Raw genomic sequence first — 25,595 nt, forward strand, 5'->3', positions numbered from 1 at the left:
GCGCCCCCGGCCAGTTTCTCCACCCCGGTCACCGCCGCCAGCAGATTGCCTCCGCTACCCTCTGCGTAGTCGGTGAGCCGCTCCGCGGTTCGCGATGCCCGGTCCGACAACCCGGCTACCGCGCGTTCGGCCAGGGTCCCGGCAAGGTTCTGCACCGATTGTTGCAGCAACCCCGTCGGGGTGGACGATTTCCCGGCCTTCGCCCCCGCATGGGTCGCGGTGTCCGCAATTTTGCCGACAGCGTCGGCAGCGAGCTTGCCGACTCCATTGGTCTTGTCGTGCAACGTCTTCGGCATCGATCTCATCTCCTCGTGCGGCGCACGGGCGCTTCGTCGGCATCGGCGCGACTACGGCGTCGCGTGGACGAGGCAGGCTGACGATCCGAAGATCCGGACCTACGAACCGGGGTCCGGGAGCCGGATTGACGCGCGCGGGTGGTTCTCGGGCTGCTCGACCGCGCCCGCGCCGCGGGCTGCTTCCTGCGCTCCTCGTCGTCGTGGTCTGTTCCGGACTCGGTGCGGTCCTCGAGATCCTCGTCCTCGCCGGCGGACGATTCCCCGGCGTCTCGGGAGGTATCGTCGGCGTCCTGATCTTCGTCGGAATCCGTTTCGTGCGAACGGTCCCGGTCTGTATCCGAGACGATGGTTGAGCCCTGCTGTAGCCGTGTGTTGAGTGCGTCGATACGGTTGCTCGCGGCGGTCACCGCGGCCGACCGGACCGCACCCACCAACTCGCCGCGAACGGTGTCGGTGAGCTCCGCCAGCTCAGGTGACGATTTGAGCAATTCAGTTCCTCGCCCCAGCAGCTCCCCGGACAATCCCGAAGATCGCTTCGCCAGCGCCGCACCCGCCAGCGACAACGCAAAACGCATCTTGCGTGTGCGGCCGAGTACGTAGCCGATTCCCACGCCTATCGCAATTCTTGTGCCACCTTGCATGGCTTACTCCTTGCTTGCTCGACTCCCGCTGCACCGATGCGGCCCCGGATCGGTCGAGACCCGATGAGTGGGGTAGGCCATATTGCGAATGGCCTTACCTGGCGTATACCCAGCAATCTCCGCCTTATCGGCCAAGATCTGGATGGCTTCAATCGAGTTCGGCCAGCGTGAAGTGCGGGGGCAGGCGGGAGCCGGGCAGCAAGGGCAGAAGACGGGTCGACACGGCGCAGGCCGAGCAAATTGCCCAGCGGGCGGGTCCATCCCGCGAGGCGGATTCACGAACCGACAAAGACTCGGAGCTCGCGGACAAGGTCGATCCGGACTGACGGTCCGGACTCGAAGTCCGATGACAAGAAGCGGGAGACAGGTGCGCCCTATCAACGGCGTTGTTTAACTGTCCGAATCCGGGTTATCCGCCAGGAGACCGCTCGAGTAGGCCGGGAGCCTTCGAGAAGAGGGGCCGTGATCACGGCCGCTCCTGGGCCTGAGGCGCCTACTGGAACAGCGGGATTGGGTGGGCGCGGTGACGCATGCCGGCATTGCGCACACGATCGATACCAGCATCAGCAACGGAGGGTTTCAAAGGCCCTTCCAGTACAGCAGCGAAACCAGGTAGCTGACCATGATCGTTCTCGGAATCATCCTTCTTATCGTCGGGTTCATATTCAGCGTCCCGATCCTCTGGACCATCGGAATCGTTGTCCTCCTCATCGGCCTCGCGTTGATGCTGTTGGGGATGGCGGGTCACGCCGTCGGCGGCCGAAGTCACTATTACTGACCCCTGGATCGCGTTTGCGCTCTGATCCGGTGGCCGTCACCGCCGTCGACTCACACTCTCAGGGTCGACGGCACTCGGCCTCGTGCACAGATCGGCCTATCACTGGAAGATGCCCGTTTGGTCCCAGGCCGGTGCGGACCGGGACGCTGTGGCGCGAACGGCGTGCGCGTCACTGGTTCAATCCCAGTATCGCGCACCAGAATTCGACCGGATCAGGCCCGGTTCCCGCCGGGCCCTTCTACCGTCGTGAACTCAACATGAACTATTGACGGCCATCGGCTTTCGTACCGAAGCCGATCGGTCTTCAGTGCGGGAGCACCCGTTCACCGAGGGTGGCCACTACCCGGAGAGCGACCTCCAAGGCCATCTTGTGTTCGTCGAGCGGCTGCGGCAGTAATTCCTCGACCTGCTGCATCCGGTAGAGCACGGTGTTCTTGTGCACGCTCAGTAATTCGGCGGCCTTGGCCATACTGCCTTGTTCGAGGTAGACCAGGGCGGTATCGCGCAGCCGTGCGGTGGCCTCGCCCCGCTCTGCGAGGCCGCCCAGTTCGCGGCGCACCAACCGCGACAGCGCGGCGATGTCGGCGGCCAGACAGCTGACGAGTTCGACATCGCGGTACAGGGTGACCGGCGCGGGCTCGGTCTCCGCCGCGATCCGGTAGGCCCGCAGGGCTTCCTGGTGGCTGACGCGGAATCCTTCCACTCCGGTCGCGGGGACCCCGGCGGCCAGCTGAACGATCGGTTGACGCTGCTGAAATGCCTTCAGGTGAGCGATCTTCCGGAGGTCGGGCACTTCGGGTGTAGCCAGCCAGGCCCAGAGCATCCGGCCGCCGGCGGGCAGCATCAGCGGACGTGGAGCGCCGAGACCGGTCGCGATGTCGACGGCCAGTGTCTCCAGCATCGCGGTGACGTCGTCCTCGGTGCGGTCCAGAGTCCAGATAATCAGGCCGGTCTGCTGGATGTAGAGGTTGTGCCCGAGTTGCCGTGTGCTGCGCTCGACATCGACCCTGTCCTCGTGCAGGATTGCCTCGACGAGCTCGCGCCTGCGGGTCAGCGCGCTGCTCGCTTGCCGCCGCGTCTCGTCCAGAAAGGCCATTTCAGCGCGCTCGGTAGCACCGGATATGGTGCGACTCAAGTGATCCCACCGTAGATCCAGCACCACCGGCAACAACTCCGGATCGGTGATCTCACGGCAGGCGGAGGTCATGATCTCGGCCCAGCTGATGCGTTGCAGGGTCCGGTAGCAGCGTTGCAGCAGTGCGATGTCGTAGCCGCGCTGGGCCAGTGCGCGGCCCAGGGCCTTGGCGGCGTTGGGCAGGTGGATATCGCCGGGACGTTCGTGCGGCCCCTGGCTGAAGTACGCGCCGACTCCGTCGTGCACGGCGACCCGAAGTTCCTGTCGGAGCGCGGCGTCGGATCCAATCTCGGGCACGTCAGCTGCGATGGCATCGATCATTCGCCCGGACAGGGTGCTCAACTCCGGCTCGGCCACCTCACGGTCGGCGAAGGATTCGAACCAGGCTCTGGCCTCCGCAACGAGGTCACGGGGTTGACGCATATCAATTTCTCCCGGCGTACGTCGATGTACAGATGGCGGCCGTGGCACATTACAGACTGCGGCGGCGGCACAACTGCGGCCGGTCGCTTTGTGATCCACGGTACAAGCGTCCCATTCGCGCATGACAGCACACTGACCGTCATGAGCACTACAGACACCCTTTCGCGGCTGTCGCAGGCGAAGTCGCTGTGCGAACTGTTCCAGCACACCTGCGCGACTCGGGCCGGAGATCTCGCGCTGCGCACACTCGACGGCAAGACCGCGTTGACGTGGGGTGAATACGGTGCGCGAGTGCACCGGCTCGCCGCAGGGCTGGCGGCCCTCGGTGTCGGACGCGGTGACACGGTCGCGATCATGCTCACCAACCGCCCCGAGTTCCATCTGATCGATACCGCCGCGTACCACCTGGGCGCGATCCCGTTCTCGGTCTACAACACCAGCGCCCCGGCGCAGATCGCCTACCTGTTCGCCAATGCGGGCAATCGCGTCGTCGTGTGCGAGTCCCAGCTCCTGGCACGTGTGCTCGAAGCCCAAGAGGGTGGCCGGGTCGAGCACGTGATCTGCCTCGATGACGCCCCGGCGGGCGCCATGACGCTCGCCGAACTCGAAGCCCTGGGCGATCCCGAGTTCGATTTCGAATCCCGTTGGCGTGCGGTTGAAGCCGATGACACGATCACCATCATCTACACCTCCGGCACCACCGGGGCGCCGAAGGGCGTGGAGATGTCGCATCGCAACGCCATGTTCGGCACCGAAGCGATGCTGGGAATCCCGGAGTTCGCTGTGGGTTGCGGTGGGCGGGTGGTGTCCTATCTTCCCGATGCGCACGCCCTCAACCGGTGGCTTGCCCACTACATGCCCGCCGTCACCGGTGCGGCGGTGTACACGGTGGCCGACGGCAAGAACCTCGCGGCCGCGCTGCCGGTGGTGCGGCCGACGGTGTTCGTCACCGTGCCGATGCTCTGGTACAAGATCGAGGCGGCGGTGCGTACCGCGCTCGCCGAGCAGACCGGCGGGCGCGGTGCGGCGGCCGCGTGGGCGCTCGGGGTCGGCCGTCGCAAGGTCGCCGCGGATCTCGCGGGCCGATCGATCTCCGTGGCGCTGCGGCTGCGGTATCTGCTGGCCGAGCGCCTCGTGTTGGCGCGGCTGCGGGAACGAATCGGTCTGGACCAGACGAGTATTGCCTACAGCGGCGCCGCGCCGATCACTCCCGAGACCCTGGAATTCCTGCTGGCACTGGGGATTCCGGTGGCCGAGGCGTGGGGTATGTCCGAGATCGGTCTGGCGACGTCCAATCGTCCGGGTGCGCAGCGGGTGGGCACCGTCGGCACGGTGCTGAACCGGGTCGAGATTCGCTGTCTCGAGGACGGTGAATTGGTGGTCCGCACCCCGGGATCGATGAAGGGTTACCGCAACGACCCGGTCCGCACCGCCGAGGCCGTCGACGCCGGCGGCTGGGTGCACACCGGCGATGTCGGGGTCATCGATGCCGACGGTTATGTCACCATCGTCGATCGCAAGAAGGAATTGATCATCAATTCCGCGGGCAAGAACATGTCCCCCGCCAATATCGAGAGCACGATCCGCGCGGCCAGCCCGCTGGTCGGATCCGTGGTGGCCATCGGTGATCGGCGCAAGTACGTGACCGCGCTGATCACCCTGGAGCCCGAGGCGGCGGCCGAGTTCGCCGCCGAGCACGGCATCGAGGGATCGCCGCAGGTGCTGGCGGCCCACCCGGCCATTCGACGCCGGCTCGACGCGGCCGTCGCCGCCGCCAACGCTCGACTGTCGCGTGTCGAGCAGGTGAAGGCATACACCGTGCTGCCGGTCGTCTGGGAACCCGGCAGCGACGAGATCACTCCCACGATGAAGCTGCGCCGCAACGTCATCGCCGAGAAATTCGCGGGCGAGATCGATGCGCTCTACACGCGCGACCGGGCCTGAACGCACTGCCGCTCAGGCATTTCCAATCGTATGAACCGTCGCGTCGAATCCGAAGCGACAGAACGGAAGACAGAGAGCAATGACGACAGAAGCACTCGTGTACGACGCGATTCGCACCCCGCGAGGTCTGGGCAAGCCGACCGGTGGGCTGTACACGATCGCGCCGGTCGAGCTCGCCACCGGCCTGATCCGGGAACTGCTGCGGCGCAACAAGGGCATCGACCCGAACCGGATCGACGACGTGATCCTCGGCTGTGTCAGCGCGGTCGGTGAGCAGGGCTTCGGCATCGCCGAAATGGCGGTACTGCGTGCGGGATTGGGCGAGACCGCCGTGGGCGTGCAGCTCAACCGGTACTGCGCTTCGGGACTCGAAGCGGTGAACACCGCGGCCCAGAAGATCGCCTCGGGGTGGGAGGACCTCATCCTCGCCGGTGGCGTCGAATCCATGTCCCGGGTTCCGATGGGCTCCGACGGCGGCATGGTCGTCGCCTCGGATCCCAATGCCTACCAGCGCACCCCGATCATTCCGCAGGGACCGGCCTCGGATCTGCTGGCCGCCAAGTACGGGTTCAGCCGCACCGATCTCGACGCATTCGCCGCGCGCTCGCACCAGAACGCCGCCCGAGCGTGGGCCGAAGGCCGGTTCAAGGATTCCGTGGTGCCCGTCGCGGATCTCAACGGCGTCGTCGTGCTCGACCACGACGAACTGGTTCGCCCGGACGCCACCGTGGAGTCGCTGGGCGCGTTGCGGCCGTCGTTCGCGGCGATCGGTGAGCACGGCGGCTTCGACGCCGTCGCGCTGCAGCGCTATCACGAGCTCGAGCGCATCGAGCACGTGCACACCGCGGGCAATTCTTCGGGCATCGTGGACGGTGCGTCGCTGCTCGCCATCGGAAACGCCCGTGTCGGTGCGGAATTCGGGCTCACCCCACGCGCCCGGATCGTGGTCACCGCGGTCACAGGATCCGACACGTCGATCGGATTCACCGGCCCCTACCCGGCCTGCCGCAAGGCGCTGGACAAGGCCGGACTGAGCATCGACGACATCGACCTGATCGAGGTCAACGAGGCGTTCGCGGCCGTGGTGCTGACCTTCGCCCGGCAGTTCGACATCGACGTGGACAAGATCAACGTCAATGGCGGCGCCATCGCCATGGGGCACCCGCTGGGCGCGACCGGCGGCATGCTGCTCGGCACCGTCATCGACGAACTCGAGCGCACCGGTAAACGCTACGGCATGGTCACGCTCTGCGCGGTCGGCGGCATCGGCATCGCCACCATCGTCGAGCGCCTGAGCTGATCCGCCCACACCAGAGAGGACTGGAAAGACTATGAGCGAGAACATCATCGGCTGGGAACTCGGCACGGACGGCATCGTGGTACTGACCATCGACGACCCCTCCCAGACCGCCAACACCTGGAATGCCGCCTTCCGGCAGTCGCTGGCCGTCACCGTGGACCGCCTGGAGGCCGAACGGGAGACCTACGCGGGTGTCGTGATCACCTCCGGTAAGGAAATCTTCAGCGCCGGAGCGGATCTCAAGGAGGTCGGGCCACTGTTCCAGAGCGCGGACGCGGTACAGATCGCCGCCTTCTTCGACGGGGCGAAGGCGCTGCTGCGTCGGCTGGAGCGCCTGGGCAAGCCCGTCGTGACCGCGATCAACGGCACCGCGCTCGGCGGTGGCCTCGAACTCGCGTTGGCCACACATCACCGAATTGCTGTGGACCGTCCAGGAGTTCAGATCGGCTTGCCCGAAGTGAACCTCGGTGTGATTCCCGGCGCGGGCGGCGTGGTGCGCACCGTGCGCATGTTCGGCTTGGCCGGCGCGTTGACGAACGTTCTGTTGAAGGGCACCAAGTTCAGCCCACACAAAGCGCTCGCGGCCGCGCTGGTCGACGAGGTGGTCGACACCGACGCCGAACTGCTGCCCGCCGCACGGGCGTGGATCGCAGCCAACCCGGCTCCGGTCCAGCCGTGGGACCGCAAGGGCTACACTCTGCCGGGCGGCCTACCCAACGGAGCCGAACTGTCGCAGCAGGTACTGGCCCTGACGGCGAGCGTGCGCAAGCAGCTCAAGGGAACCGATCTGCCGGCCCCGCGCAACCTGATCGCCGCCGCGGTCGAGGGCAGCCTCGTCGACTTCACCGCAGCGTCCGCGATCGAGACCCGGTATGTGGCCAACCTGGCGTTGAACCCGCTGACCGCCAACGGGATTCAGGCGTTCTTCGACCTGCAGCAGGCGAACCGGAACACCGACCGGCCCGCCGGGCTGGCGCCTTTCCGTCCGACCAAGGTGGCGGTGATCGGTGCGGGCATGATGGGCGCGGGTATCGCCTACGAATACGCCAAAGCCGGTGTGGCCGTAGCCCTCAAGGACATCTCGCTGGAGGCCGCCGAACGCGGCAAAGCGTACTCGCACACGCTGGTCGAGGCCGCGGTCGCCAAGGGCCGCTGGACCCAGCAGCGCGCCGACGATCTGCTCGCCCGCATCACCCCGACGGCCGACGACGCCGACCTCGCCGGTGCGGATCTGATGATCGAGGCCGTGTTCGAGGACCCCGAACTGAAGAAGAAGACCTACGCGCAGGTCGAGCCGGTCCTCGACGGCAGCGCGCTGCTCGCGTCGAACACCTCGCAGATCCCGATCTCCGGACTCGCCGAGGGAGTCACCCGGCCGGAGGCGTTCATCGGCATGCACTTCTCCTCGCCGGTGGACAGGATGCCGATGGTCGAGGTGGTCAAAGGTGCTCTGACCAACCGGGAAACGGTGTCGCGCGCCGTCGACGCGGTCCGGCTGATCAACAAGACGCCGATCGTGGTCAACGATGGTCGCGGCTTCTACCTGACGCGCTTGTTCATGGCGGCCACGTTCGAGGCGTGCGAGATGGTGGCCGACGGCGTGCCCGCCACTTCCATCGAACAGGCGGCGCTGCAGAACGGTATGGTGACCCAGCCGCTGCTGGTGCTCGACCAGGTAAGCCTGTCGCTGTCGCGGCAGATCATCGCCGACCGGGAAGCCGCGGCGGGTAGCGCGGACAAACGCACCGCCGGCCAGGGCGTCGTGGTCCGCATGGTCGACGAATTCGGGCGCCTGGGCCGCGCCGCCGGCGCGGGCTTCTACGACTACGCCGACGGCAAGCGCCTCGGGCTGTGGCCGGGCTTGCGCGAGGCGTTCGGAGCCGCCCGGGACATTCCGTTCCAGGATCTGCGCGACCGCTACTTGTTCCGGATCGCGTTGGAGGTGGCCGCCTGCCTCGAGGAAGGCATCGTCGAATCCGCGACCACGGCCAACGTCGGGTCGGTGATGGGTGGATTCCCGGCCGGGACCGGCGGCGCATTGTCGTTCATCAACACCTACCCCGGCGGCCCTGCCGGATTCGTCGCCCGCGCCCGTGAACTCGCCTGGGCTTACGGCCCCCGCTTCGCCCCGTCCGCCTCGCTGGTCGCCGCCGCCGAGACCGGCAGCCTCGTCGGCCGCTGAATCACCTACTTCCGCAACCAGATCGGACCCATCATGAACGCGTTCATCCTCGACGAGGATCACCTCGTCTTCCGCGACAACATCCGCAAATTCGCCCGCGAGAAGTTTATTCCCGGCCAGCTGCAACGGGCCGCGAGCACGGAATACCCGCGCGCGGAGCTGCGGGAGCTGGCCGCCGCGGGTCTCACCGCATTGGCGGTGCCGGAGGAGTACGGCGGACAGGGCGCGGACCTGCTCGCCCTCGGGATCGCCGCCGAAGAAATCGGCTACGCCTGCTCGACCATGGCCTTGGCGTACTTCTTCGTCAATGTGCAGACCAGCTTCTTCGCCGCACACGCCCCGGCGGCGGTGCGCGAGGAGTGGCTGCCCAAACTCATCTCCGGCGAGGCCATCGGCTGCACCGCGCTCACCGAACCCGGCACCGGTTCCGACGCCTCCGCGTTGACCTGCCGCGCCGAGCGGGTGGAGGGCGGCTGGAAACTGTACGGGGAGAAGTCCTCCATTACCCAGGCCCCGCACGCCGACGTCGCCGTTGTCATCGCGCAGACCGATCCGGGCAAGCGCGCCAAGGGAATCGGCGCCTTCGTGGTGCCGCTCGACGATCCGACGATCGCACGCCAGGCCTTCCACGACCCGGGCTGCAAGGCCATCGGCCGCGGCGCGCTCATCTTCGACGGCACCTTCGTGCCCGACTCCGCCGTGATGATGGAACCGGGCACCGGCTTCCACGGGATCATGCGCGAATTCGACCTCACCAGGACCCTGATCGGGCTCATGGTGATCGGCACCGCGCAGCGCGCCCTCGACATGACCGTGGAATACACCCAGCAGCGCACCACCTTCGGGCAGCCGTTGGCCGTGAACCAGGGTGTGCAGTTCCCGCTGGCCGAGCACAACACCTACATCACCGCGGTCCGGGCGCTGGCCTACCAGACCCTCGGCTTGCGCATGGCCGGCCAGCCGCACACCGCTCAGGCGGCGATGCTCAAATGGTGGGCTCCACAGGTCGCGATGGCCGCCATCAACGACTGTGTCGTCCTGCACGGCCACATCGGCTGGTCCGAGGAAATGCCGTTGCAGGCCATGCTGCGCGACGTGTCGGGCTACCAGATCGGTGACGGCACACCGCAGATCCAGAAGATGATCATCGCCCGCGATCTGTACACCCGGTGACGACGCCTGACGCATAGGCCGGCGAGGACCATCTGGTTGGCGTCATCAGTGGTCCGCCAACCAAGTGATCCTCGCCGTCGTGCGCCAACTCGGCGCGCTGTTGCTCGAACCGCTGGTCGAGCGGTCTCAGCGGCACCTCGGGCACCAGTCGGAGCATGCGCCTGCCGTCAGGGCACCGCTGCCCACCGAGTCTCCTCACCTGAGCCACTCCAAGGAGATATCCCATGAACGGAAACCAGTCCACAGGCGCGCGCCTCTACGCCGAGGACCTCACCGAGATAATCGGTGTCACACAGGAACTCGGCCGATACAGCCTGACCGAGGAGGCCATCCGCGCGTTCGCGCAGCAATGGGATCCGCTGGCAATCCATGTCGGCGATGGTGAACACTTCGGCGGTGTGATCGCCAGCGGACTACACACTCTGTGCGTGTTCCAACGACTCGCGGTGGCCGGCGTCTACTCGCGATGGGCCATCGTCGCCGGACGCGACGTCAAGGGCATGACGCTGCCGAAACCGGTCCACCCCGGAGACACCCTTACGGGCCGGGTCACGATCGCCGAGGTCGCGCCGGCGCGGCGCGGGCGAGCGAAAGTCCGCGTCCAGGGCGAACTCTCGAACCAGCACGACGAGCGCGTCATGATCATCGAACTCGATGGCTACGTCCACTGCCGAGGCAACGCCGCTACATGACACCCGCTGGTATTGCTGTCGGCCCTGCTTATGGCGGCCTGGCGTGCCGCGCTCAGGATCTCGGCGACCGGTTGGACCGCCAGGTCGATGCCAGGCTCTGAAGCCAAGCCGTCAGGATCCACCGCAACGCCCTCGAGAAATTCGGATCGGCTGCACCGACTCGGCACGCTGATAACTGCGGTGGTAGAACGGCAGTCAGATCTTCAACGAAAGCGGGCCGATGCACTCCCTCAGGCAGATCGCACGCATAGGAATCGTCCTGCTATGCGCGGCAACAGGATTGGTCACGGGGCAGGTCGGGGCCGTGGCAGCGGAAGGCGGTGACCGGGACCCGGTCCTGGTGATCGGCGGCATCTATGCGGATCAGGCGCGGTTGGAGAGCCTGCAGGGTTGGCTCGATGCACGCGGATATTCCACCTTTTCGATGGTGCTGGCCGGGAATCCTACGGGGACAGCACCGATCTCGGAGTCAGCGCAGGCCGTCGCCGACAAGGTCGCCGATATCCGTCGACAGACCGGGGCGCGACGGGTGGATCTGGTCGGTCACTCCATGGGCGGTCTCGCAGAGCGGGCCTATGTGAAATTCCTCGGCGGAATCGATTCGGTCGGAACCTACATCGACTACGGCACACCCGAACAAGGTGACGACCTCGGAACCCTATGCTCCGGGGTGTCCCCGGGTTGCCAAGATCTGGTGCCGGGTTCGGCATTCCTGACTCGGCTCAATGCGGATCCCGCGGTGCCGTCGGGCCTGATCGCCTACCACTTCTCCTCCGACAACGCCGGGGCGGAGAAGAGCCCGCTGCCGGGTGCGACCAATGCCAGTATCCAATCGTTCTGCCCCGGCCGTACGGTCTCCCACGGTCAAGAGCCGATCGACAGTGCATTGCAGCAGTTGATCGATTCCGCGCTGCGTGGTGCGCCATTGGCCACCGGCTGCCCCTGACCCGATTCACCGGCGTTTCGAGGGTGGATCACACACCGGATCGGTGCATGTAGCAGTTGGTTTCGATCACTGAACCGGGGTCGAGGTGTTCGGTCCAGCCGCCGGGGCCGACCACGTGGAGCGTGTCCGTCCACGGCGAATAGGGCTTGCCCTGGGCGTTATAGCCGGGGTACGGCACGTAACCCCAGTAGCAGGCGAGTCCGGCGGCCGGGGGCGCGAAGACCCACGTGTCGGAGGGGATATCCACTCCGACCGACACGTGCCGGATCTGCTGCTGTGCAAGCACATTCGGGTCGCCGTTGCTCACATCGCCGGGGGCTGCGCCCGCTACACCGACTGCCATCGCGAACGCCGCCGCGGCGGCCGAGCCCACCCCGAACACACGCTTCATCCCCAACCCATTCCTCTTGTCGAATCCCCGCCGCGCCCGAAACAAAGACGGCGGCGAACTCTAACAGGGACTGGGCATCTCGCAGTAGGGCATTGAATTGGTCATCGAATCCGTCATCGGTGGGATGATCCGTTCAACCGCGGTCGGTCGGGTCTGCTCCGAACAGCGAGCGGTACTGAACAAGACAGAATTCGTGCTCCTCGGGGTCAGCCATCACGACGACCACGCCCTCGTCATAGTCGTGCCGCTCCCCCGTCCACCGTCCGCCGAGCGCGACAACCTGGGCGATCCCCTGATCGATATCGTCCACTGCGACATCAAGATGCACCCGTACCTTGCCACGCTTGGGCTCGGCCACCGGCTGGAAGACAAGGCGAGGCTGCTGATCCCCGGGATCCCCGAGATAGACCCAGCCGGGTTCGGAAGGCCCCCGCGGCCGGTCCAGCAACGCGCTCCAAAAGCCCGCCACCCGTTCGACGTCGACGCAGTCGATGGTCACCCCGACCCAGCGATTAGCCATCATTTCAGTGTCCTGCAACGTCACCGCTGCCGGCGAGACCGCATCGGACTCGGTGCCGCCCCGCGCGCCCGGGCGGCACCGCCAGATGATCCGAGCTATCGACGCCAGAAGAAGTGGTGCGTCACGCCGCTCGGGCTCGGGATCTGCTCCAGGTGGAAGCGGTCGGTGAGTTCGCCGGGGCTTGTCCACAGTCTTTCGCCGTGGCCGAATTCGACTGGCGCGACGGCGAAATGGAGGGTGTCGATGAGGTCGGCGTCGAGGAATTGGCGGACCGTGGCCACGCCGCCGCCGATGCGGACGTCCTTACCTTCGGCGGCCTCGAAAGCCTGTTCCAGGGCGTCCTTCGGGGATGTGTTCAGGAAATGGAATGTGGTGGCGCCCCGGGTGATCGACGGCCGTACATGGTGGGTGAGGACGAATACCGGTGTGCGGAAGGGCGGTTCCTCTCCCCACCAGCCTTCCCACTCGTAGTTCTCCCACGGGCCGCGTTGGGGACCGAATTTGTTGCGGCCCATGATTTCCGCGCCGATGTTGCGGTGCCATTCCCGGGTGCAGTAGTCGTCGAGGCCGTAGCTGCCGCCAGGCTCGGTCCGGGTGGGCGCGTGGGCGGTGGCGCCGGACCAGGAGAACAGCGCGGTCGCGTCGGCATCACCGAACGGGTGCGCGAGACTTTGCCCCTCCCCGGCGCCGTAGCCATCGCTGGAGAGATTGAAATTGTGAACCCGAACCATCTGCGCCATCGACAATCCCTTCTGGTTGCAATATGCAATCAGTTTGGACTGTACCTAGACTGATCTCATGGTGCAACCAGTTGCTCATGACAAGCTGACGACGCCCCCGGGCAAGTCGGGCTGCCCGATCAATATGACGGTCGAGCTGCTCGGGGACCGGTGGAGTCTGATCGTCCTGCGCGACATCATGTTCAGCGGTGCCACCCACTTCCGCGAACTACTCTCCGGATCCATCGAGGGCATCGCCTCGAACATCCTCGCGGCTCGCCTGTCGAAACTCGTCGACGCGGGCCTGCTCACCCGCGACGACGATCCGAGCCACCGGCAGAAGGTGGAATACCACCTCACCGAAGCGGCGATCCAGCTCGTGCCGGTCATGGCTCAGCTCGGCGCATGGGGCGCACGCTGGCTCGATACGACCCCGGAGCTGACCGTGCGAGCCGAACTCCTCGCCGCCGGCGGCCCCGCACTGTGGGAGCGATTCATGGCCGAACTCCGTGCCATCCACCTACACGGCGCACCGCCCCCGACCGATGGCGTCCTGTCGGAACTCACTGCCGCTTACGAAGCCGCAGTCCGCCGAGAGCAGTACGCCACCGGATAACGACCGCGGATCTTCGGCGGTGACCGGCAAGCAAGAACTGCCTCATCAGCCGGCCGCGGTGCGGCCCGGAGTACACCATGTCGGTTTGTACGAGAACCGTTCGCTCTCTGCCGATTTCCAGGTCTCGCAGCCGCATTCGCCATATCGGTGGTACTGCGACCACGCCGCCGCCGGCCCGCATGCGCGGGAAGTCGAGATATCCGCTCAGGCATCGGGGCGGCGCCGGGTGATCTGTTTCCGCTGTTCACCCATGGCTGCCGAGCGTTTGCCGGCAGGCTATTGCCACAGCGATCTTGCCGGGGCAGGCTGAGGGGCGTCGGTGGCGTCACCGAGGCGCTGCCCCCGCTCAGAGGAGGTGGATCGAACGTGTTCGCACGCTCTAGCACGATTCAGGCGCAGCTGTCCTCTATTGATGCCGGGATTGCCTACATGCGCGATGAAGTGATGTCCGAATTGGCGGACATGCCCGGTTGGGTGGGCCTGTCGCTCATGGTCGACCGACGCTCCGGCCGGTGCATCGCCACGACCGCGTGGGAAACCGAAGACGCGATGCGTGACAGCCAGGGTCGAGTTCGCCCGATTCGCGATCGCGCGGCCGAAATGTTCGGGGGTGGCGGACCGCTGGTCGAGGAATGGGATATCGCCGTTCTGCATCGGGACCACCGCGCACAGGAGGGTGCCTGCGTGCGTGCGATCTGGACCCGGACCACACCGGATCGGCTCGACTCGGCCATCAATGTCTACCGATCTGCTGCCCTGCCGGGCATGGAAGGGCTGGAAGGCTTCTGCAGTGCCAGTCTCATGGTCAATCGGACAACCGGGACCGCTGTCTCGAGTGCCTCGTTCGATAGCGCCGAGGCCATGGCTCGCAACAGCATGGAGGCCGCGGATCTCCGGGCATCCACGACCCAGCAGGCCGGCGTCGAAGTGACCGACGTCGGTGAGTTCGAACTCGCGCTCGCACACCTGCGCGTCCCCGAGTTGGTGGGTTAACCCGCACCGGGCGGCGCCGGCACTCCGGCGCCGCCCGTCCGAGCGGTCGAGACCCACAGCAGCGCAAGCGCATCGCTCGCCATGATGTTCGCAGCGACGACCGGGGTTGCGGTTCCAGGACGCGGATGTGGCGGATCGTGGGACGCTGCACGTGTATGGGACCGAGGGTCTTGGGCTCAGCCGAATTGGGTGTCAGCGCAGGTTGCGGTCGAACAGGTTCAGTAGTTCGCGGTAGTGGCGTTCGTCGGCCTCGGCGTCGTAGGCGGAGGTATCGGCCTGGGTGTAGCCGTGTTGCGCGCCTTCGTAGACCTCGGTGCGGTGGCGGATACCGGCGGCATCGAGTGCCTTGTCGAACTGGGCAATGTGCTCCGGAGTCATGTGGTGGTCCTCGCCGGCGTGGGCGAAATACAGCTCCCCCGTGATGTTTCCGACGGTCAGGTGCGGACTTTCCGGGCTGTCGGTGACGAGCGGTCCGCCGTGGAATCCGGCCACCGCCGCGACCCGGTCGGGGAACATGGCGGCGATGATCACCGCCAGCCGGGCACCCATGCAGTAGCCGGTGAGACCGACCTTGCCCGGGGCGACCCGCGGCGACGCTGCCAGCCAGTCGAGGTAGGCGCCCGCGTCGGAACGCATTCGCTCCGGTGTCAGCTCGCGGATCATCGGGAAGACCTGCTCGAAGATCTCCGGCCGCTCCGACGGGTCGATGAAGTCCGGCAGCTCGACCACCGGTGCGCGCCCGTGCCGGTAGAAGGCGTTGGGTAGCAGGACGGTGTAGCCGTGGGCGGCAATACGATCGGCCAGCGCCCGCAGGCTCGGCCGCAGCCCGAACCCGTCCTGGATCACCAGCACTCCCGGATGGGGCGCGCCATCGTCGGGATGGACGACGTACGCGTCCGCGACTCCGTCCGGTGTCCGAATGTCGACCGACATCCCGTGCACAGCAGTCATCGTTGAATCCTCCTGTCGCGTGGCCCTTTCGAACGTACCTCATGCAAGATCGGCCGATTCGACTCGGCGGCGGACAGCCGCGAATGGCGCGGCGCGCACATCGACAACGAGCATCCATCCCCGCCTCGGCGCCATCTCATGACTTCGAACATCCGGTGATACCCGCGCGGTATACGTGCCGATCACAGCGCTGGTCGCCGTGCGATCTCGAGACACGGGAATCACCGCTCCGAGTCACGATGTTGGTTCGTAGAGTGAATGCACCGAATCGCCGAGCACACACGGATGGGGACTCATGACCGACCAACTGACGATCATGGCCGTACATGCCCATCCGGACGACGAAGTCCTCAGCACCGGTGGGGTTTTCGCGCAGTATGCCGCCGAAGGAATCCGGACCGTCCTGGTGACCTGCACCAATGGTGAGCAGGGCGATGCGCCCGGCGGGATCAAGCCGGGCGCGCCCGGCCACGATCCGAATGCGGTACGGGCACAACGACTTTCCGAACTTCAGGAGTCTGCCGCGCTGCTGGACATCCAGCACGTCGAGCTGCTCGGCTACCGCGATTCGGGGATGGACGGCTGGGACGCCAACCACGACCCCGAGGCCTTCTGGAATATTCCGGTCGATCAGGCGGCCGCACGACTCGCGGACCTGATGCGGCGCTACCGTCCCCAGGTGGTCGTCACCTATGACGAAAACGGCAACTATGGCCACCCTGACCACATCCAGGCCAACCGTGTCGCGGTGGCGGCGGCAGCGGCGACCGATATCCCGGACAAGCTCTACTACACGGCGCTTCCGCGCGAATCCTCCCGCGAAATGTTCGCGGATCTGCGGGTGAGAGGCCTGATCGACTTCGAGCCGCCGGACAACTTCGGCACGCCCATGGATCAGATCACCACCGTCGTGGACGTGGCCCCCTATACCCGGCGCAAGATCAAGGCGCTCGAGGCCCACGCCAGTCAGAGCGACAGCGTGCCGTTCCTCCAATTGCCCGCCGAACTACAGCACACGATCTTCGCCACCGAATCGTTCGTCCGCCACTTCAACCGCGTCGCCGTACCCACCCGCGAAACCGACCTCTTCGCCGGCCTCCGCTGACCGGCGCAGTCCCCGCTCCACACCGTCACGGCGGGTTGTTCCGCCCGTCGTGACCTGGTGGACTCGGCAACATAGGCAGACGCTGTGCCCAGTACCCGCCTCACATCATTCGTCTTTTACGCATCGGCCGCGTGCAAGTAATCTTGATCCAGGGGAACGCACGCTACCGCAGGCCGGAGGACACCTTCGGTTGTAATGCGGGGCAAGCAATTCGACAGAGATCTTCAAGGCTGCACCCGTAGATTTCGAGGGGATCGAGAGGGTGAAAGGCTATGGCGCTCCGCATATCCGGTCGCGCGATTACCAGCAATGTGACGCCCGAGACCGCGCATCTGGTGTTCGGTTCCGGCGGTGGTACGTGGGCGTTGAGCTGGCTGCCGGGGTGGGATCTGACCCGGGAGCAGGCCATCGACGGGATGGCGCTGGACGAGATCCTGAGCGATCCGTCCCCCGCCGACCGGGAGTTCGCGTTGGAGATGGCCGCGCTGCGGGCCGAATCGCTCGGCCTGCGGCTCGAGGAGGTCGTAGTGCGGCTGTTCGCACGGATCGCCGAACGGGATCGGCAGCAGCAGACGAGAACGGACGGGGCGGACGGTCCGCCGGGGAACGCTGAGGGACCGTGCCGCACCCGCCGCCTCGAGACGATCCGCCCCGGTGCGCTTCGGCGACACGCCGAGCCCGCACCAGGCGGGAAGCGGCCGACAGTGCGCATCGCGGATTCACGGCGGCGAGCCGCCCATCCGATGCCCGGGAACTGCACACCATTGGGGGATTTCTCCCTAATCAGCCCCGATGGTGGGTCGTTGGCCAGATGTCGATGATCGATTTTCGGCGGGCATCGGGCAAACTCGGAGGCGCCAACCGCACACGATCTCTTGGGAGTGAATGAATGCGCAAGATCCTGCCTTCCGCCCTGCTGGCCGCCAGCGCCGTGGGCGCCCTGCTGGTGCTGCCCGCCGGCACCGCCAACGCCCTCACCCCGGCCTGCCAGGCCGCCAACGACATCCTCGCCAGCTACGGTTCGCTCGGCCCGAGCCCGCAGCAGAAGCAGGAAGCCGCCGACCGCCTGCACGCCATCGACGCCGGCGGCCAGGAGCGGTGGGCGATCGACAACTACGCCGACGCGCTGGCCAAGGGCGACGTCGCGCTGGTCGGTAACAACGCGGCGATCCTGAACGGCGTCTGCCAGACCGGCCAGTAGCTCTTTCTGCTCCGCAGCACACTTCGGGCCGGGACACGCTGGGTGTCCCGGCCCGAAGTGTGAGGGCCGGCCGGCAACGATGCCCCGTCCACTGAAGGCTCGAATTCGGTTGGTTCCCAATACACCTCCGCGATACGTTCGAACCTTCGCTCGGACGGGGAGGTGCGGATCGGGCTTTCACAGCGGTGCGGAGCCGTCCGGGTGGCGGCCGCGATTCTCCGATAGGGCTTCGGCTCGTCAGTTGACCAGGCGCGCGTGGTCTCCCCAATACCGTTCGCGCAGGTCGCGTTTCAGGATCTTTCCGGCTCCCGACACCGGCATGGCGTCGACGATCTCGACGCTGCGCGGGGCCTTGTAGCCGGCGATCAGCTGCCGCGTGTGATCGCGGATCTCACCCGGGGTCACCGAATGGCCGGGCTTGCAGACGATGACCGCGTGGACTCGTTCACCCCATTCGTCGTCGGGGACGCCGATGACGGCGACCGCGGCCACGGCGGGGTGCGCGGCGACGGCGTTCTCCACCTCGGCGGAGTAGACGTTCTCACCGCCGGACACGATCATGTCCTTCAACCGGTCGACGATGTGCAGGAAGCCCTCGGCGTCGAGGTAGCCGCCGTCGCCGGTGTGCAGCCAGCCCGCGCGGAGGGCGGCGGCCGTCTCGTCGGGCTTGTTCCAGTAGCCGAGCATGACGTGGCCGCCGCGGGTCACCACCTCGCCGACCGCACCCGCCGGCACATCCTGCCCGTCGCCGTCGACAATGCGGATTTCGCTGTGCGGCACCGCCTTTCCCGCCGAACGCAATCGGCCCGCCCGGTGCTCGCCGGGGCCGAGCAGGGTGATGATGGGCGAGGCCTCGGTCTGGCCGTAGGCCTGGGTGAATCCGGCGCGGGGGAACAGCCGCATGGCCCGTTCGAGCACCGCCTCCGAGATCGGGGACGCACCGTACATGAGGTGCTCGACGCTGGACAGGTCGAATTCGGCCGCCTGTGGGTGATCGGCGAGCAGCTGGATCATGACCGGCACCAGCACGCTCGAGGTGACCCGGTGCTGCCGAATGGAACTCAGCACCGCCACGGGTTCGAAGGCCGGAACCGTCACATGGGTGCCACCGACGATGAGCACGCCCAGCCAACCGGCCAGATCCGCCAGGTGGAACATGGGCGCGGCGTGCAGGAACACCGTGTCCTGGGACATCAGGTAGCCGGTGGCGACGCCGCCGAGCGCGGAGGTCATCAGATTCGCGTGACTGAGCATGACGCCCTTGGGGAATCCGGTGGTGCCGCCGGTGTAGAAGATTCCGGCCAGCGCGTCACCGCCGCGGCGGGCGTCGGCGATGGGCTCGGCCGCGGCGATCAGCGTCTCGTAGGCCTCCATGCCCTCGGGCGTCGCACCGTCACCGCAGTGGATCACCGTGGCCAGTCCGTCGTACCGCTCCCGCAATGCGGGCACCAGAGCCGCGAAGGCGTCGTCCACCAGGAGGACGCGGCTGTCGGAATCGGCGAGGCTGTAGGCGATTTCGGCGGCGCTCCAGCGGATATTGACCGGGTTGAGCACCGCGTCCGCCCAGGGCACCGCGAGCAGGTACTCGTGGTACCGGTCCGAGTTCAGCGACAGCATGGCCACCCGGTCCCCCGGCGCGACCCCCAGCCCGCGCAGCGCCCCGGCCAGCCGGGACACGCGATCGAGCACCTCCCGATTGGTGCGGGTCCGCTCGCCGCAGATGGTCATGACGCCGTCGGGCCGCTGCTGGGCGGCGCGGTGCAGCCCCTGGGTCAGGTACATCGGGTAACCCTTCGTCGAACAACTGTGGTCGGTGTCACGAGTATTCGCGGGCACTGTGACGTGCGCCATGGAGATGGGGTTCAATTCCAGGTCGCTGGATTGTTGATTTCTCCAAGACACCGGTCGTAGGGTCGGGGCACCATGAGTTCGAGTCGCGTGAGCGCCAAACAACGGATGATCACCGGGGTCCTGGACCGGGTCCCCGAGGCGTCCGAGCGCATGGTCGCCCGCGCCCGCGCCGAGATGCCCGACTACGCCCGCCTGTCCGCGACGACCGTTGTGCGCAGCACCGAATCTATCCTGGAGCGGCTCGCGCGGGCCCTGCACGAATCCCGACCACTCCTCGCCGACGATCTGGACGCCATTCGGGATTTCGGTGAAACCCGTGCTCGCCAGGGCATTTCACTGGCCGACGTGCAGAATGGCTGGCGCATCGCGGTGCGCGAGATCCTGGCCGAGCTGACTGCGGCCGCCCATGCCGGCAAGGTTCCCGACCGCGTACTGCTGGAGTCCATCACCGACCTCCTCGACCTCGTCGACCAGGCCTCCATCGCCTTCAGTTCCGCCCATCGCGAGGTCGAGATCGCGCTGGCCCGCCATGACGAGCAGTTCCGCGCCGAGATCACCCGCGCCCTGCTGCTGGGCACGATCGGCCCCGCGGAGCTGCAGATTCGCGCCCAGCAGCTCGGTCTCGACGTCGACGGCGAGTATCGCGCGTACCGGTCCCGCCCGGACGAGGGACCGACAGTGCCTGCCCTGCAAGGTATTTCGACCATGCGCGGGTTCGCCACCACGGTGGACGGCGATCTCGCGGGCTTTGTGGAAAACTCCAGCAGGCTCGAGGGGTCCCGCCTGATCGCCTACGGCCCCGCCACGCGCATCGCGGACCTGGACCGCTCCTTCCGCCTGGCCACCCGGGTCCTCGCCACCGCCCAGCTGTTCGACCTCACCGGCCCGCTGGACCTCGATCGCGTCGGACTGCTGCCCGCCATTGCCGCCGACACCGAGCTGGGCGCCGAACTCGTGCGCCGCTACCTCGACCCGCTCGGCCCCGGCGAGGCCGCCCGCACCCTGATCGACACCGCCGAGTGCTTCCTCGACACCGGCATGCGGGTCGACGCCACCGCCGAGCGACTCATCGTGCACCCCAACACCGTTCGCTATCGACTGTCCCGTTTCGAGGAACTCGCCGCGACCGATCTGCGCGGTGCGGGCACCGCACTACAGGTCTGGTGGGCGATCCAGCACCGCCGCGCCACCGGTCACGACTGAGCCCGCAACCGGGGACGCGGGAGCCGTCGCGCGCCCGCCGCCAGGGGCGTTTCCCGCGGTGCTGGATACAGGCGCCTCGCATCGAGACCACCGGACTGGGCGAATCGGGTGCACAGGTGCCGGCCTCACGGCGTGGTGAGGCAGCGCCGGGAGCGACGCAGCCTGCCGCTCCGATCATCGAGACCACCGGACAGGCGAGCTGGATGCACAGGTGCCGGCCTCACGGCGTGGTGAGGCAGCGCTGGGAGCGACGCAGCCTGCCGGTATGAATTCCCGGCCGCGCTTCTGGTTCGCGGCGATGGCTGCCTGACCCGGGACTGGAATCAGGCGGGCGAACGTGGGTATAGTTGGCACGCGCAAGTAGTTGCACGTGCTAACTAAGTGTGAGAAGGAACCGATAATGGCTCACACCACCCACGATCCCGATACCAGCACCGACCTGTCGGACGCCGGGGCTCTGGGGGATGCCGACGCGCTAGGGGCGCAACTGGTTCGGCTCCTGCGAGCCGTCGGCAGGGCCAAGCATCGGGTGATCAAACACGGTCCCGAAGGACTCGAACAGCTGGCCTACGCCATGCTGTTCACCCTGGTCCACGACGGGCCGCAACGCACCGGGAAACTCGCCGAAATGCTGCACGCCGAGATCTCCAGCATCAGCCGGCAGAGCCGGAACCTGGTGCGCCACGGACTGGTCGAGCGCGGCGCCGATCCGATCGACGGACGCGCGTGCGTGCTCAAGGCCACCGCCGACGGGGAGCGCGTCTTCGCCGAGAACCGGCGGCTGCGCAATCTCTGGATCGCCGAAATGGTGGCCGACTGGTCCACCGCCGACCGGGCAGCGTTGACCGGTCTGCTGGCGCGACTCGTGGACGGCATCGAAAAGACCACCGCAACAATCGATTCGAAACAGGGCATCGACACATGACAACAGCGACGACCGACGCGCACGCAGGCGCACCGGCAGGCGCTCCACCCCAACTGTCGCATCGACAGATCCTCACCATCCTGTCCGGCCTGCTGCTGGGTATGTTCCTGGCCGCGCTGGACCAGAACATCGTCAGCGTGGCGATCGTCAAGATCGCCAACAGCCTGCACGGGTTCGACCAGCAGGCCTGGGCCACCACCGCCTACCTGATCACGGCCACCATCAGCACCCCGCTCTACGGCAAGCTGGCCGACATCTACGGGCGAAAGTCCTTCTACCTCACCGCGATCGGGCTGTTCGTCATCGGCTCCGCGGCCTGCACGTTCGCCACCTCCATGTACGAGCTGGCGGGGTATCGAGCCTTCCAGGGCCTGGGCGCGGGCGGGCTCATGTCACTGGCCATGACGATCATCGGCGATATCGTTCCGCCCCGCGAAAGAGCCCGCTACCAGGGCTATTTCATGATGACCTTCGGTATCGCCACCGTGCTCGGGCCGGTGCTGGGCGGCTGGTTCTCCGGCTTCGACCACCTGTGGGGGATCGAGGGCTGGCGCTGGGTGTTCCTGGTGAACGTGCCGATCGGCGTGCTCGCGCTCGGTGTGGTGGCGCGTGTGCTCAATGTGCCGCACCAGCGGCGTGACCTGCGGGTGGACTGGGGCGGCGCGGTGGCGCTGGCCATCTGCGTGGTGCCGTTGCTCATCGTCGCCGAACAGGGCCGCGGCTGGGGCTGGGGTTCGGGCAGGGCGATGGTCTGCTACGGCATCGGGCTCGTCGGCCTGGTGTTGTTCCTCATCGTCGAGCATCTGATGGCGGACGCCGCGCTGATTCCCTTGCGGCTGTTCAAGAATTCCACCTTCACGGTGTGCATCGTGGGTGGTTTCATCGTCGGTATCGCCATGTTCGGCGCGATCTCCATGGTCCCGCTGTACATGCAGGTGGTGCGCGGCTTCTCGCCCACCAAGGCGGGTCTGCTCATGCTGCCGCTGGTGGCGGGCATCATGATCGGCTCGCTGGTCTCCGGTCAGGTCACCAAGCGCACCGGGCGGTACAAGATCCTGCCGGTGCTGGGCACGTTCATCATCGCCTGCGGCGGTGCGCTGTACGCGACCGTGCAGTACGACAGCGCGCTGTGGCAGCCGCTGGTCTACGGCGGCATCATCGGTCTCGGCCTGGGTGGCTGCATGCAGACGCTGATCATCGCGGTGCAGAATGCCGGGCCGCGTTCGGATATGGGTGTGTCGACCGCGGCGGCGACCTTCTTCCGGCAGGTCGGCGGCACGCTGGGCGTCGCGGTCTTCCTGACGATCCTGTTCAACCTGTTGCCGCACAAGATCACCGACGCGTTCGGCGGACACCTGCCGCCCGGATTCTCGGCCGACAAGCTCTCCAGCGTGCAGTCCAATACCGCGGGCATCGCGGCGCTGCCGGCGCAGGTGCGCGACCCCATTCTGATCGGGTTCACCAACTCGATGCACGGAGTGTTCTGGGCGGCGGCGGGAGTGGCGCTGGTGGCGTGCATCGTGCTGCTGTTCATGAAGGAGATCCCGCTCCAGGAGGCCCCGGCCGCTCCGGCCCGGGCCACCGATCCCCTGGCCGCGCAGTCCGATCCGGCGGTCGCGGCGCGCGAGGCCGAGGCCGAGTGGGCCGATGACCAGGTATGGGAGGGTGCGGCCCAGGCGATCTCCCAGCCCGAGCCGGTGCTGGCCGCGGCCGCGGCGGCGCACAGCTCGATTGCCAACGGGCACAGCGTCATCGCGAACGGCCACACCCTGCTCGCCGGTGAGCAGGCGGCGACGGCCGACGACCCGATGGCGCAGCGGATCGCGACCGCCGCACTCGGCGGAGCGGACGGCTCGTCGATCGGCGGCCGGATCCAGCGGACGGACGGCAGCCCCGTCCCGGCCGCGGCGCTCACCCTGATCGATCAACGCGGGCATCAGGTTTCGCGCGCCACCGGCGGTGACGACGGCCGCTATCGCATCGACTCGCCCGCTACCGGCAGCTATGTGCTCATCGCTTCGGCCAACGGGCACATGCCGACCGCGGTGAATGTGTCGATGAACGGGCGGTCGCCGGAACTGGACCTCACGCTGGAGGGTTCGGGCGAACTGTCCGGCATCGTGCGCACCGCGGGCGGCGAACTGCTTGCGGGCGTGACCATTACGGTGACCGATCTGCACGGCGAGGTGGTCGGCGCGGCCATCTCCGGTGACGACGGTGGTTATGTCTGCCACGGCGTCGGAGCCGGTACGTACACCCTGGTGGCCGCGGCCGAACGCCTGCGCCCGACCGCCACGGCACTGGTGGTGCCCGCCGGTGGCCTGCTGCGCTACGACATCGCACTGACCCCGACGGCGACGCTCACCGGCACGGTCCGGGGCGACGGCCGGGCGGTGCCGAACGCCGAGGTCACCGTGCTGGACGCGGCGGGCACGCCGGTCGGAACCACCCGCACCGACGCGGACGGCCACTACACGCTCACCGACCTGGACGCGGGCGCGTACACCGTCGTCGCCCGCGGCTATCCGCCGGTGACCAGCCGGGTGACCGTGCTCGGCGGCGAGGTCGAGCACTCCGTCGAGCTCGGCTACGACCTGGAAAGCACCGAGCCCGAACGGGTTCCGGAGGAACAGGGCGAAACCGAGCTCTACGCAACGAGTTCCGATCCGGCCGCGGAGTTGTCGTGACCGGCCTGACCGCCGAGATCCGCGATCCGGAGGGCTGGCCGGTCGCCGAGGCGGTACTCACCGTCACCGGCCTCGACGGCCACCAGCTCGCCCGGGCCGCCGCCGATGCGACCGGGGCGGCGGCCACCGCGCCGCTGCCCCCGGGCACGCACACCGCGGTCGTCACCGCACCCGGCCATCAGCCGGTCGCGCTGATCGCCCGCATCTCGGCCACCGGCGCGGGCACTCTCGGCGAAATCCGCTTGGAACGCTCCGCCGACACGGTCACCACCCCACCCCCGGGCCCCTGGACCATCGACCCGGCGCACTCCACCGTCCTGGTCACCGCTCGCCACCTCGGCATCGCCGGCATCAAGGCCCGCTTCGCCGAGGTCGGCGGCCGCCTCGACATTGCCGAGATCTTCGAGCGCAGCACCGGATACGCGGAAATCAAGGCCGCCACCGTCGACACCGGCATCGCCATGCGCGACGACCACCTGCGGTCGGCGGACTTCCTCGATGTCGAGCGCTATCCGCTGATCACCTTCCGTGGCAACGGATTACAGCGCACCGGCCCTACCGGCTGGTCGATGCCCGGCGCCCTGACCCTGCACGGCCGCACCCGCCCCACCGAACTCACGGTCACCTACGGCGGCTACGGCCCCGACCCGTGGGGCGGCGTCCGCGCGGCCTTCCACGCCGAAACCCTGTTGCACCGTGAGGATTTCGCGCTCGACTACAACGTCATGGTGCAGGCGGGCATTGCCGCGGTGGGCACCACCGTGCGTATCGAACTGGACATAGAGCTCATCCAGGGAGACCGGCTACCCGCGATGTAGCGCGGACGCGTTCGATATCTCTGCCTGGTGAGTATGGGGGCATCCCCGGCCCTGGGTCGTCGGAATCCGGGGATGCCACAGGATCCTTGCAGCTCCTTCCAACTA

General features: G+C 67.2%; 24 protein-coding genes and 1 pseudogene. 17 read left to right on the forward strand and 8 right to left on the reverse strand.

The genetic code is table 11. The features are described from left to right. Positions 1-296: pseudogene (locus ACFXKA_RS32815) on the reverse strand (cyclase); the annotation flags it as partial. 5 nt (positions 297-301) lie between these two features. Continuing rightward, positions 302-907: a hypothetical protein gene (locus ACFXKA_RS32820; protein WP_379430250.1), complete on the reverse strand. Its 606-nt coding sequence runs from the start codon at positions 905-907 to the stop codon at positions 302-304. 652 nt (positions 908-1,559) lie between these two features. Between ACFXKA_RS32820 and ACFXKA_RS32825 the strand changes: the two genes are divergently transcribed. After that, positions 1,560-1,715: a DUF6131 family protein gene (locus tag ACFXKA_RS32825; protein ID WP_354836738.1), complete on the forward strand. Its 156-nt coding sequence runs from the start codon at positions 1,560-1,562 to the stop codon at positions 1,713-1,715. A 304-nt stretch (positions 1,716-2,019) separates the two neighbouring features. On the opposite strand, the gene ACFXKA_RS32830 is transcribed toward ACFXKA_RS32825, so the two are convergent. Beyond that, the gene (locus ACFXKA_RS32830; protein ID WP_379430251.1) at positions 2,020-3,273 is read right to left on the reverse strand and encodes a PucR family transcriptional regulator; all 1,254 of its coding nucleotides are present in this window, start codon (positions 3,271-3,273) and stop codon (positions 2,020-2,022) included. A 141-nt stretch (positions 3,274-3,414) separates the two neighbouring features. On the opposite strand from ACFXKA_RS32830, the gene ACFXKA_RS32835 reads away from it, so the two are divergent. From ACFXKA_RS32835 to ACFXKA_RS32860, 6 genes are all read left to right on the forward strand, one after another. Further along, positions 3,415-5,217, forward strand: coding sequence for an AMP-dependent synthetase/ligase (locus ACFXKA_RS32835; RefSeq protein WP_379430252.1), 1,803 nt, complete (start codon positions 3,415-3,417; stop codon positions 5,215-5,217). A gap of 79 nt (positions 5,218-5,296) precedes the next feature. Then, on the forward strand, positions 5,297-6,517 hold the full coding sequence (locus tag ACFXKA_RS32840) for an acetyl-CoA C-acetyltransferase (RefSeq protein WP_379430253.1): 1,221 nt from the start codon (positions 5,297-5,299) through the stop codon (positions 6,515-6,517). A 31-nt stretch (positions 6,518-6,548) separates the two neighbouring features. Beyond that, entirely contained in the window at positions 6,549-8,699 is a 2,151-nt protein-coding gene (locus ACFXKA_RS32845) for a 3-hydroxyacyl-CoA dehydrogenase NAD-binding domain-containing protein (RefSeq protein ID WP_379430254.1), read from the forward strand. A gap of 33 nt (positions 8,700-8,732) precedes the next feature. Then, positions 8,733-9,872 (forward strand): acyl-CoA dehydrogenase family protein, encoded by a 1,140-nt coding sequence (locus ACFXKA_RS32850; RefSeq protein WP_379430255.1) that lies wholly within the window; start codon positions 8,733-8,735, stop codon positions 9,870-9,872. Between the two features lie 224 nt (positions 9,873-10,096). Beyond that, the gene (locus tag ACFXKA_RS32855) at positions 10,097-10,564 is read left to right on the forward strand and encodes a MaoC/PaaZ C-terminal domain-containing protein (protein ID WP_354836750.1); all 468 of its coding nucleotides are present in this window, start codon (positions 10,097-10,099) and stop codon (positions 10,562-10,564) included. A gap of 304 nt (positions 10,565-10,868) precedes the next feature. Continuing rightward, complete coding sequence (locus tag ACFXKA_RS32860; protein WP_379430256.1) at positions 10,869-11,510, forward strand: esterase/lipase family protein; 642 nt, start codon at positions 10,869-10,871, stop codon at positions 11,508-11,510. 28 nt (positions 11,511-11,538) lie between these two features. Here ACFXKA_RS32860 and ACFXKA_RS32865 read toward each other — a convergent pair whose 3' ends face one another. From ACFXKA_RS32865 to ACFXKA_RS32875, 3 genes are all read right to left on the reverse strand, one after another. Further along, the gene (locus tag ACFXKA_RS32865) at positions 11,539-11,901 is read right to left on the reverse strand and encodes a hypothetical protein (protein WP_379430257.1); all 363 of its coding nucleotides are present in this window, start codon (positions 11,899-11,901) and stop codon (positions 11,539-11,541) included. A gap of 133 nt (positions 11,902-12,034) precedes the next feature. Then, positions 12,035-12,445: a VOC family protein gene (locus ACFXKA_RS32870; RefSeq protein ID WP_379430258.1), complete on the reverse strand. Its 411-nt coding sequence runs from the start codon at positions 12,443-12,445 to the stop codon at positions 12,035-12,037. 71 nt (positions 12,446-12,516) lie between these two features. Continuing rightward, positions 12,517-13,161 carry a dihydrofolate reductase family protein gene (locus ACFXKA_RS32875; RefSeq protein ID WP_379430259.1) on the reverse strand — a complete coding sequence of 215 codons (645 nt, stop codon included), beginning with the start codon at positions 13,159-13,161 and terminating at the stop codon, positions 12,517-12,519. A 58-nt stretch (positions 13,162-13,219) separates the two neighbouring features. Here ACFXKA_RS32875 and ACFXKA_RS32880 point away from each other — a divergent pair, with 58 nt between their 5' ends. Genes ACFXKA_RS32880 through ACFXKA_RS32890 form a run of 3 tightly spaced genes read left to right on the forward strand, consistent with a single transcriptional unit; the run spans position 13,220 to position 14,749 of the window. Continuing rightward, entirely contained in the window at positions 13,220-13,756 is a 537-nt protein-coding gene (locus ACFXKA_RS32880) for a helix-turn-helix domain-containing protein (protein ID WP_354836760.1), read from the forward strand. 19 nt (positions 13,757-13,775) lie between these two features. Next, on the forward strand, positions 13,776-14,066 hold the full coding sequence (locus tag ACFXKA_RS32885; RefSeq protein WP_379430260.1) for a hypothetical protein: 291 nt from the start codon (positions 13,776-13,778) through the stop codon (positions 14,064-14,066). A 56-nt stretch (positions 14,067-14,122) separates the two neighbouring features. Next, complete coding sequence (locus ACFXKA_RS32890; RefSeq protein WP_354836764.1) at positions 14,123-14,749, forward strand: hypothetical protein; 627 nt, start codon at positions 14,123-14,125, stop codon at positions 14,747-14,749. 192 nt (positions 14,750-14,941) lie between these two features. Here the strand turns inward: ACFXKA_RS32890 and ACFXKA_RS32895 are convergent, their stop codons facing one another. Next, positions 14,942-15,700 carry a dienelactone hydrolase family protein gene (locus tag ACFXKA_RS32895; protein WP_354836766.1) on the reverse strand — a complete coding sequence of 253 codons (759 nt, stop codon included), beginning with the start codon at positions 15,698-15,700 and terminating at the stop codon, positions 14,942-14,944. A 295-nt stretch (positions 15,701-15,995) separates the two neighbouring features. Here ACFXKA_RS32895 and ACFXKA_RS32900 point away from each other — a divergent pair, with 295 nt between their 5' ends. The 3 genes from ACFXKA_RS32900 (at position 15,996) to ACFXKA_RS32910 (ending at position 18,006) form a co-directional block, all read left to right on the forward strand. After that, entirely contained in the window at positions 15,996-16,805 is an 810-nt protein-coding gene (locus ACFXKA_RS32900; protein ID WP_379430261.1) for a PIG-L family deacetylase, read from the forward strand. Positions 16,806-17,077: 272 nt separating this feature from the next. After that, positions 17,078-17,626, forward strand: coding sequence for a hypothetical protein (locus tag ACFXKA_RS32905; protein WP_379430262.1), 549 nt, complete (start codon positions 17,078-17,080; stop codon positions 17,624-17,626). A 68-nt stretch (positions 17,627-17,694) separates the two neighbouring features. After that, positions 17,695-18,006: a hypothetical protein gene (locus ACFXKA_RS32910; RefSeq protein ID WP_354836769.1), complete on the forward strand. Its 312-nt coding sequence runs from the start codon at positions 17,695-17,697 to the stop codon at positions 18,004-18,006. A gap of 237 nt (positions 18,007-18,243) precedes the next feature. Here the strand turns inward: ACFXKA_RS32910 and ACFXKA_RS32915 are convergent, their stop codons facing one another. Then, positions 18,244-19,788 (reverse strand): long-chain fatty acid--CoA ligase, encoded by a 1,545-nt coding sequence (locus ACFXKA_RS32915; protein WP_379430263.1) that lies wholly within the window; start codon positions 19,786-19,788, stop codon positions 18,244-18,246. 141 nt (positions 19,789-19,929) lie between these two features. On the opposite strand from ACFXKA_RS32915, the gene ACFXKA_RS32920 reads away from it, so the two are divergent. From ACFXKA_RS32920 to ACFXKA_RS32935, 4 genes are all read left to right on the forward strand, one after another. Further along, on the forward strand, positions 19,930-21,060 hold the full coding sequence (locus ACFXKA_RS32920; RefSeq protein WP_379430264.1) for a PucR family transcriptional regulator: 1,131 nt from the start codon (positions 19,930-19,932) through the stop codon (positions 21,058-21,060). A 400-nt stretch (positions 21,061-21,460) separates the two neighbouring features. Next, entirely contained in the window at positions 21,461-21,985 is a 525-nt protein-coding gene (locus ACFXKA_RS32925; protein WP_354836773.1) for a MarR family transcriptional regulator, read from the forward strand. Then, the gene (locus ACFXKA_RS32930; protein ID WP_379430265.1) at positions 21,982-24,672 is read left to right on the forward strand and encodes an MFS transporter; all 2,691 of its coding nucleotides are present in this window, start codon (positions 21,982-21,984) and stop codon (positions 24,670-24,672) included. The genes ACFXKA_RS32925 and ACFXKA_RS32930 overlap by 4 nt, the downstream gene beginning before the upstream one ends. Further along, the gene (locus ACFXKA_RS32935; RefSeq protein ID WP_379430266.1) at positions 24,669-25,490 is read left to right on the forward strand and encodes a YceI family protein; all 822 of its coding nucleotides are present in this window, start codon (positions 24,669-24,671) and stop codon (positions 25,488-25,490) included. Before ACFXKA_RS32930 ends, ACFXKA_RS32935 begins: the two co-directional genes overlap by 4 nt. Positions 25,491-25,595 lie beyond the last annotated feature (105 nt).

The organism is Nocardia sp. NPDC059228 (genome assembly GCF_042754245.1).
GTDB lineage: Bacteria > Actinomycetota > Actinomycetes > Mycobacteriales > Mycobacteriaceae > Nocardia.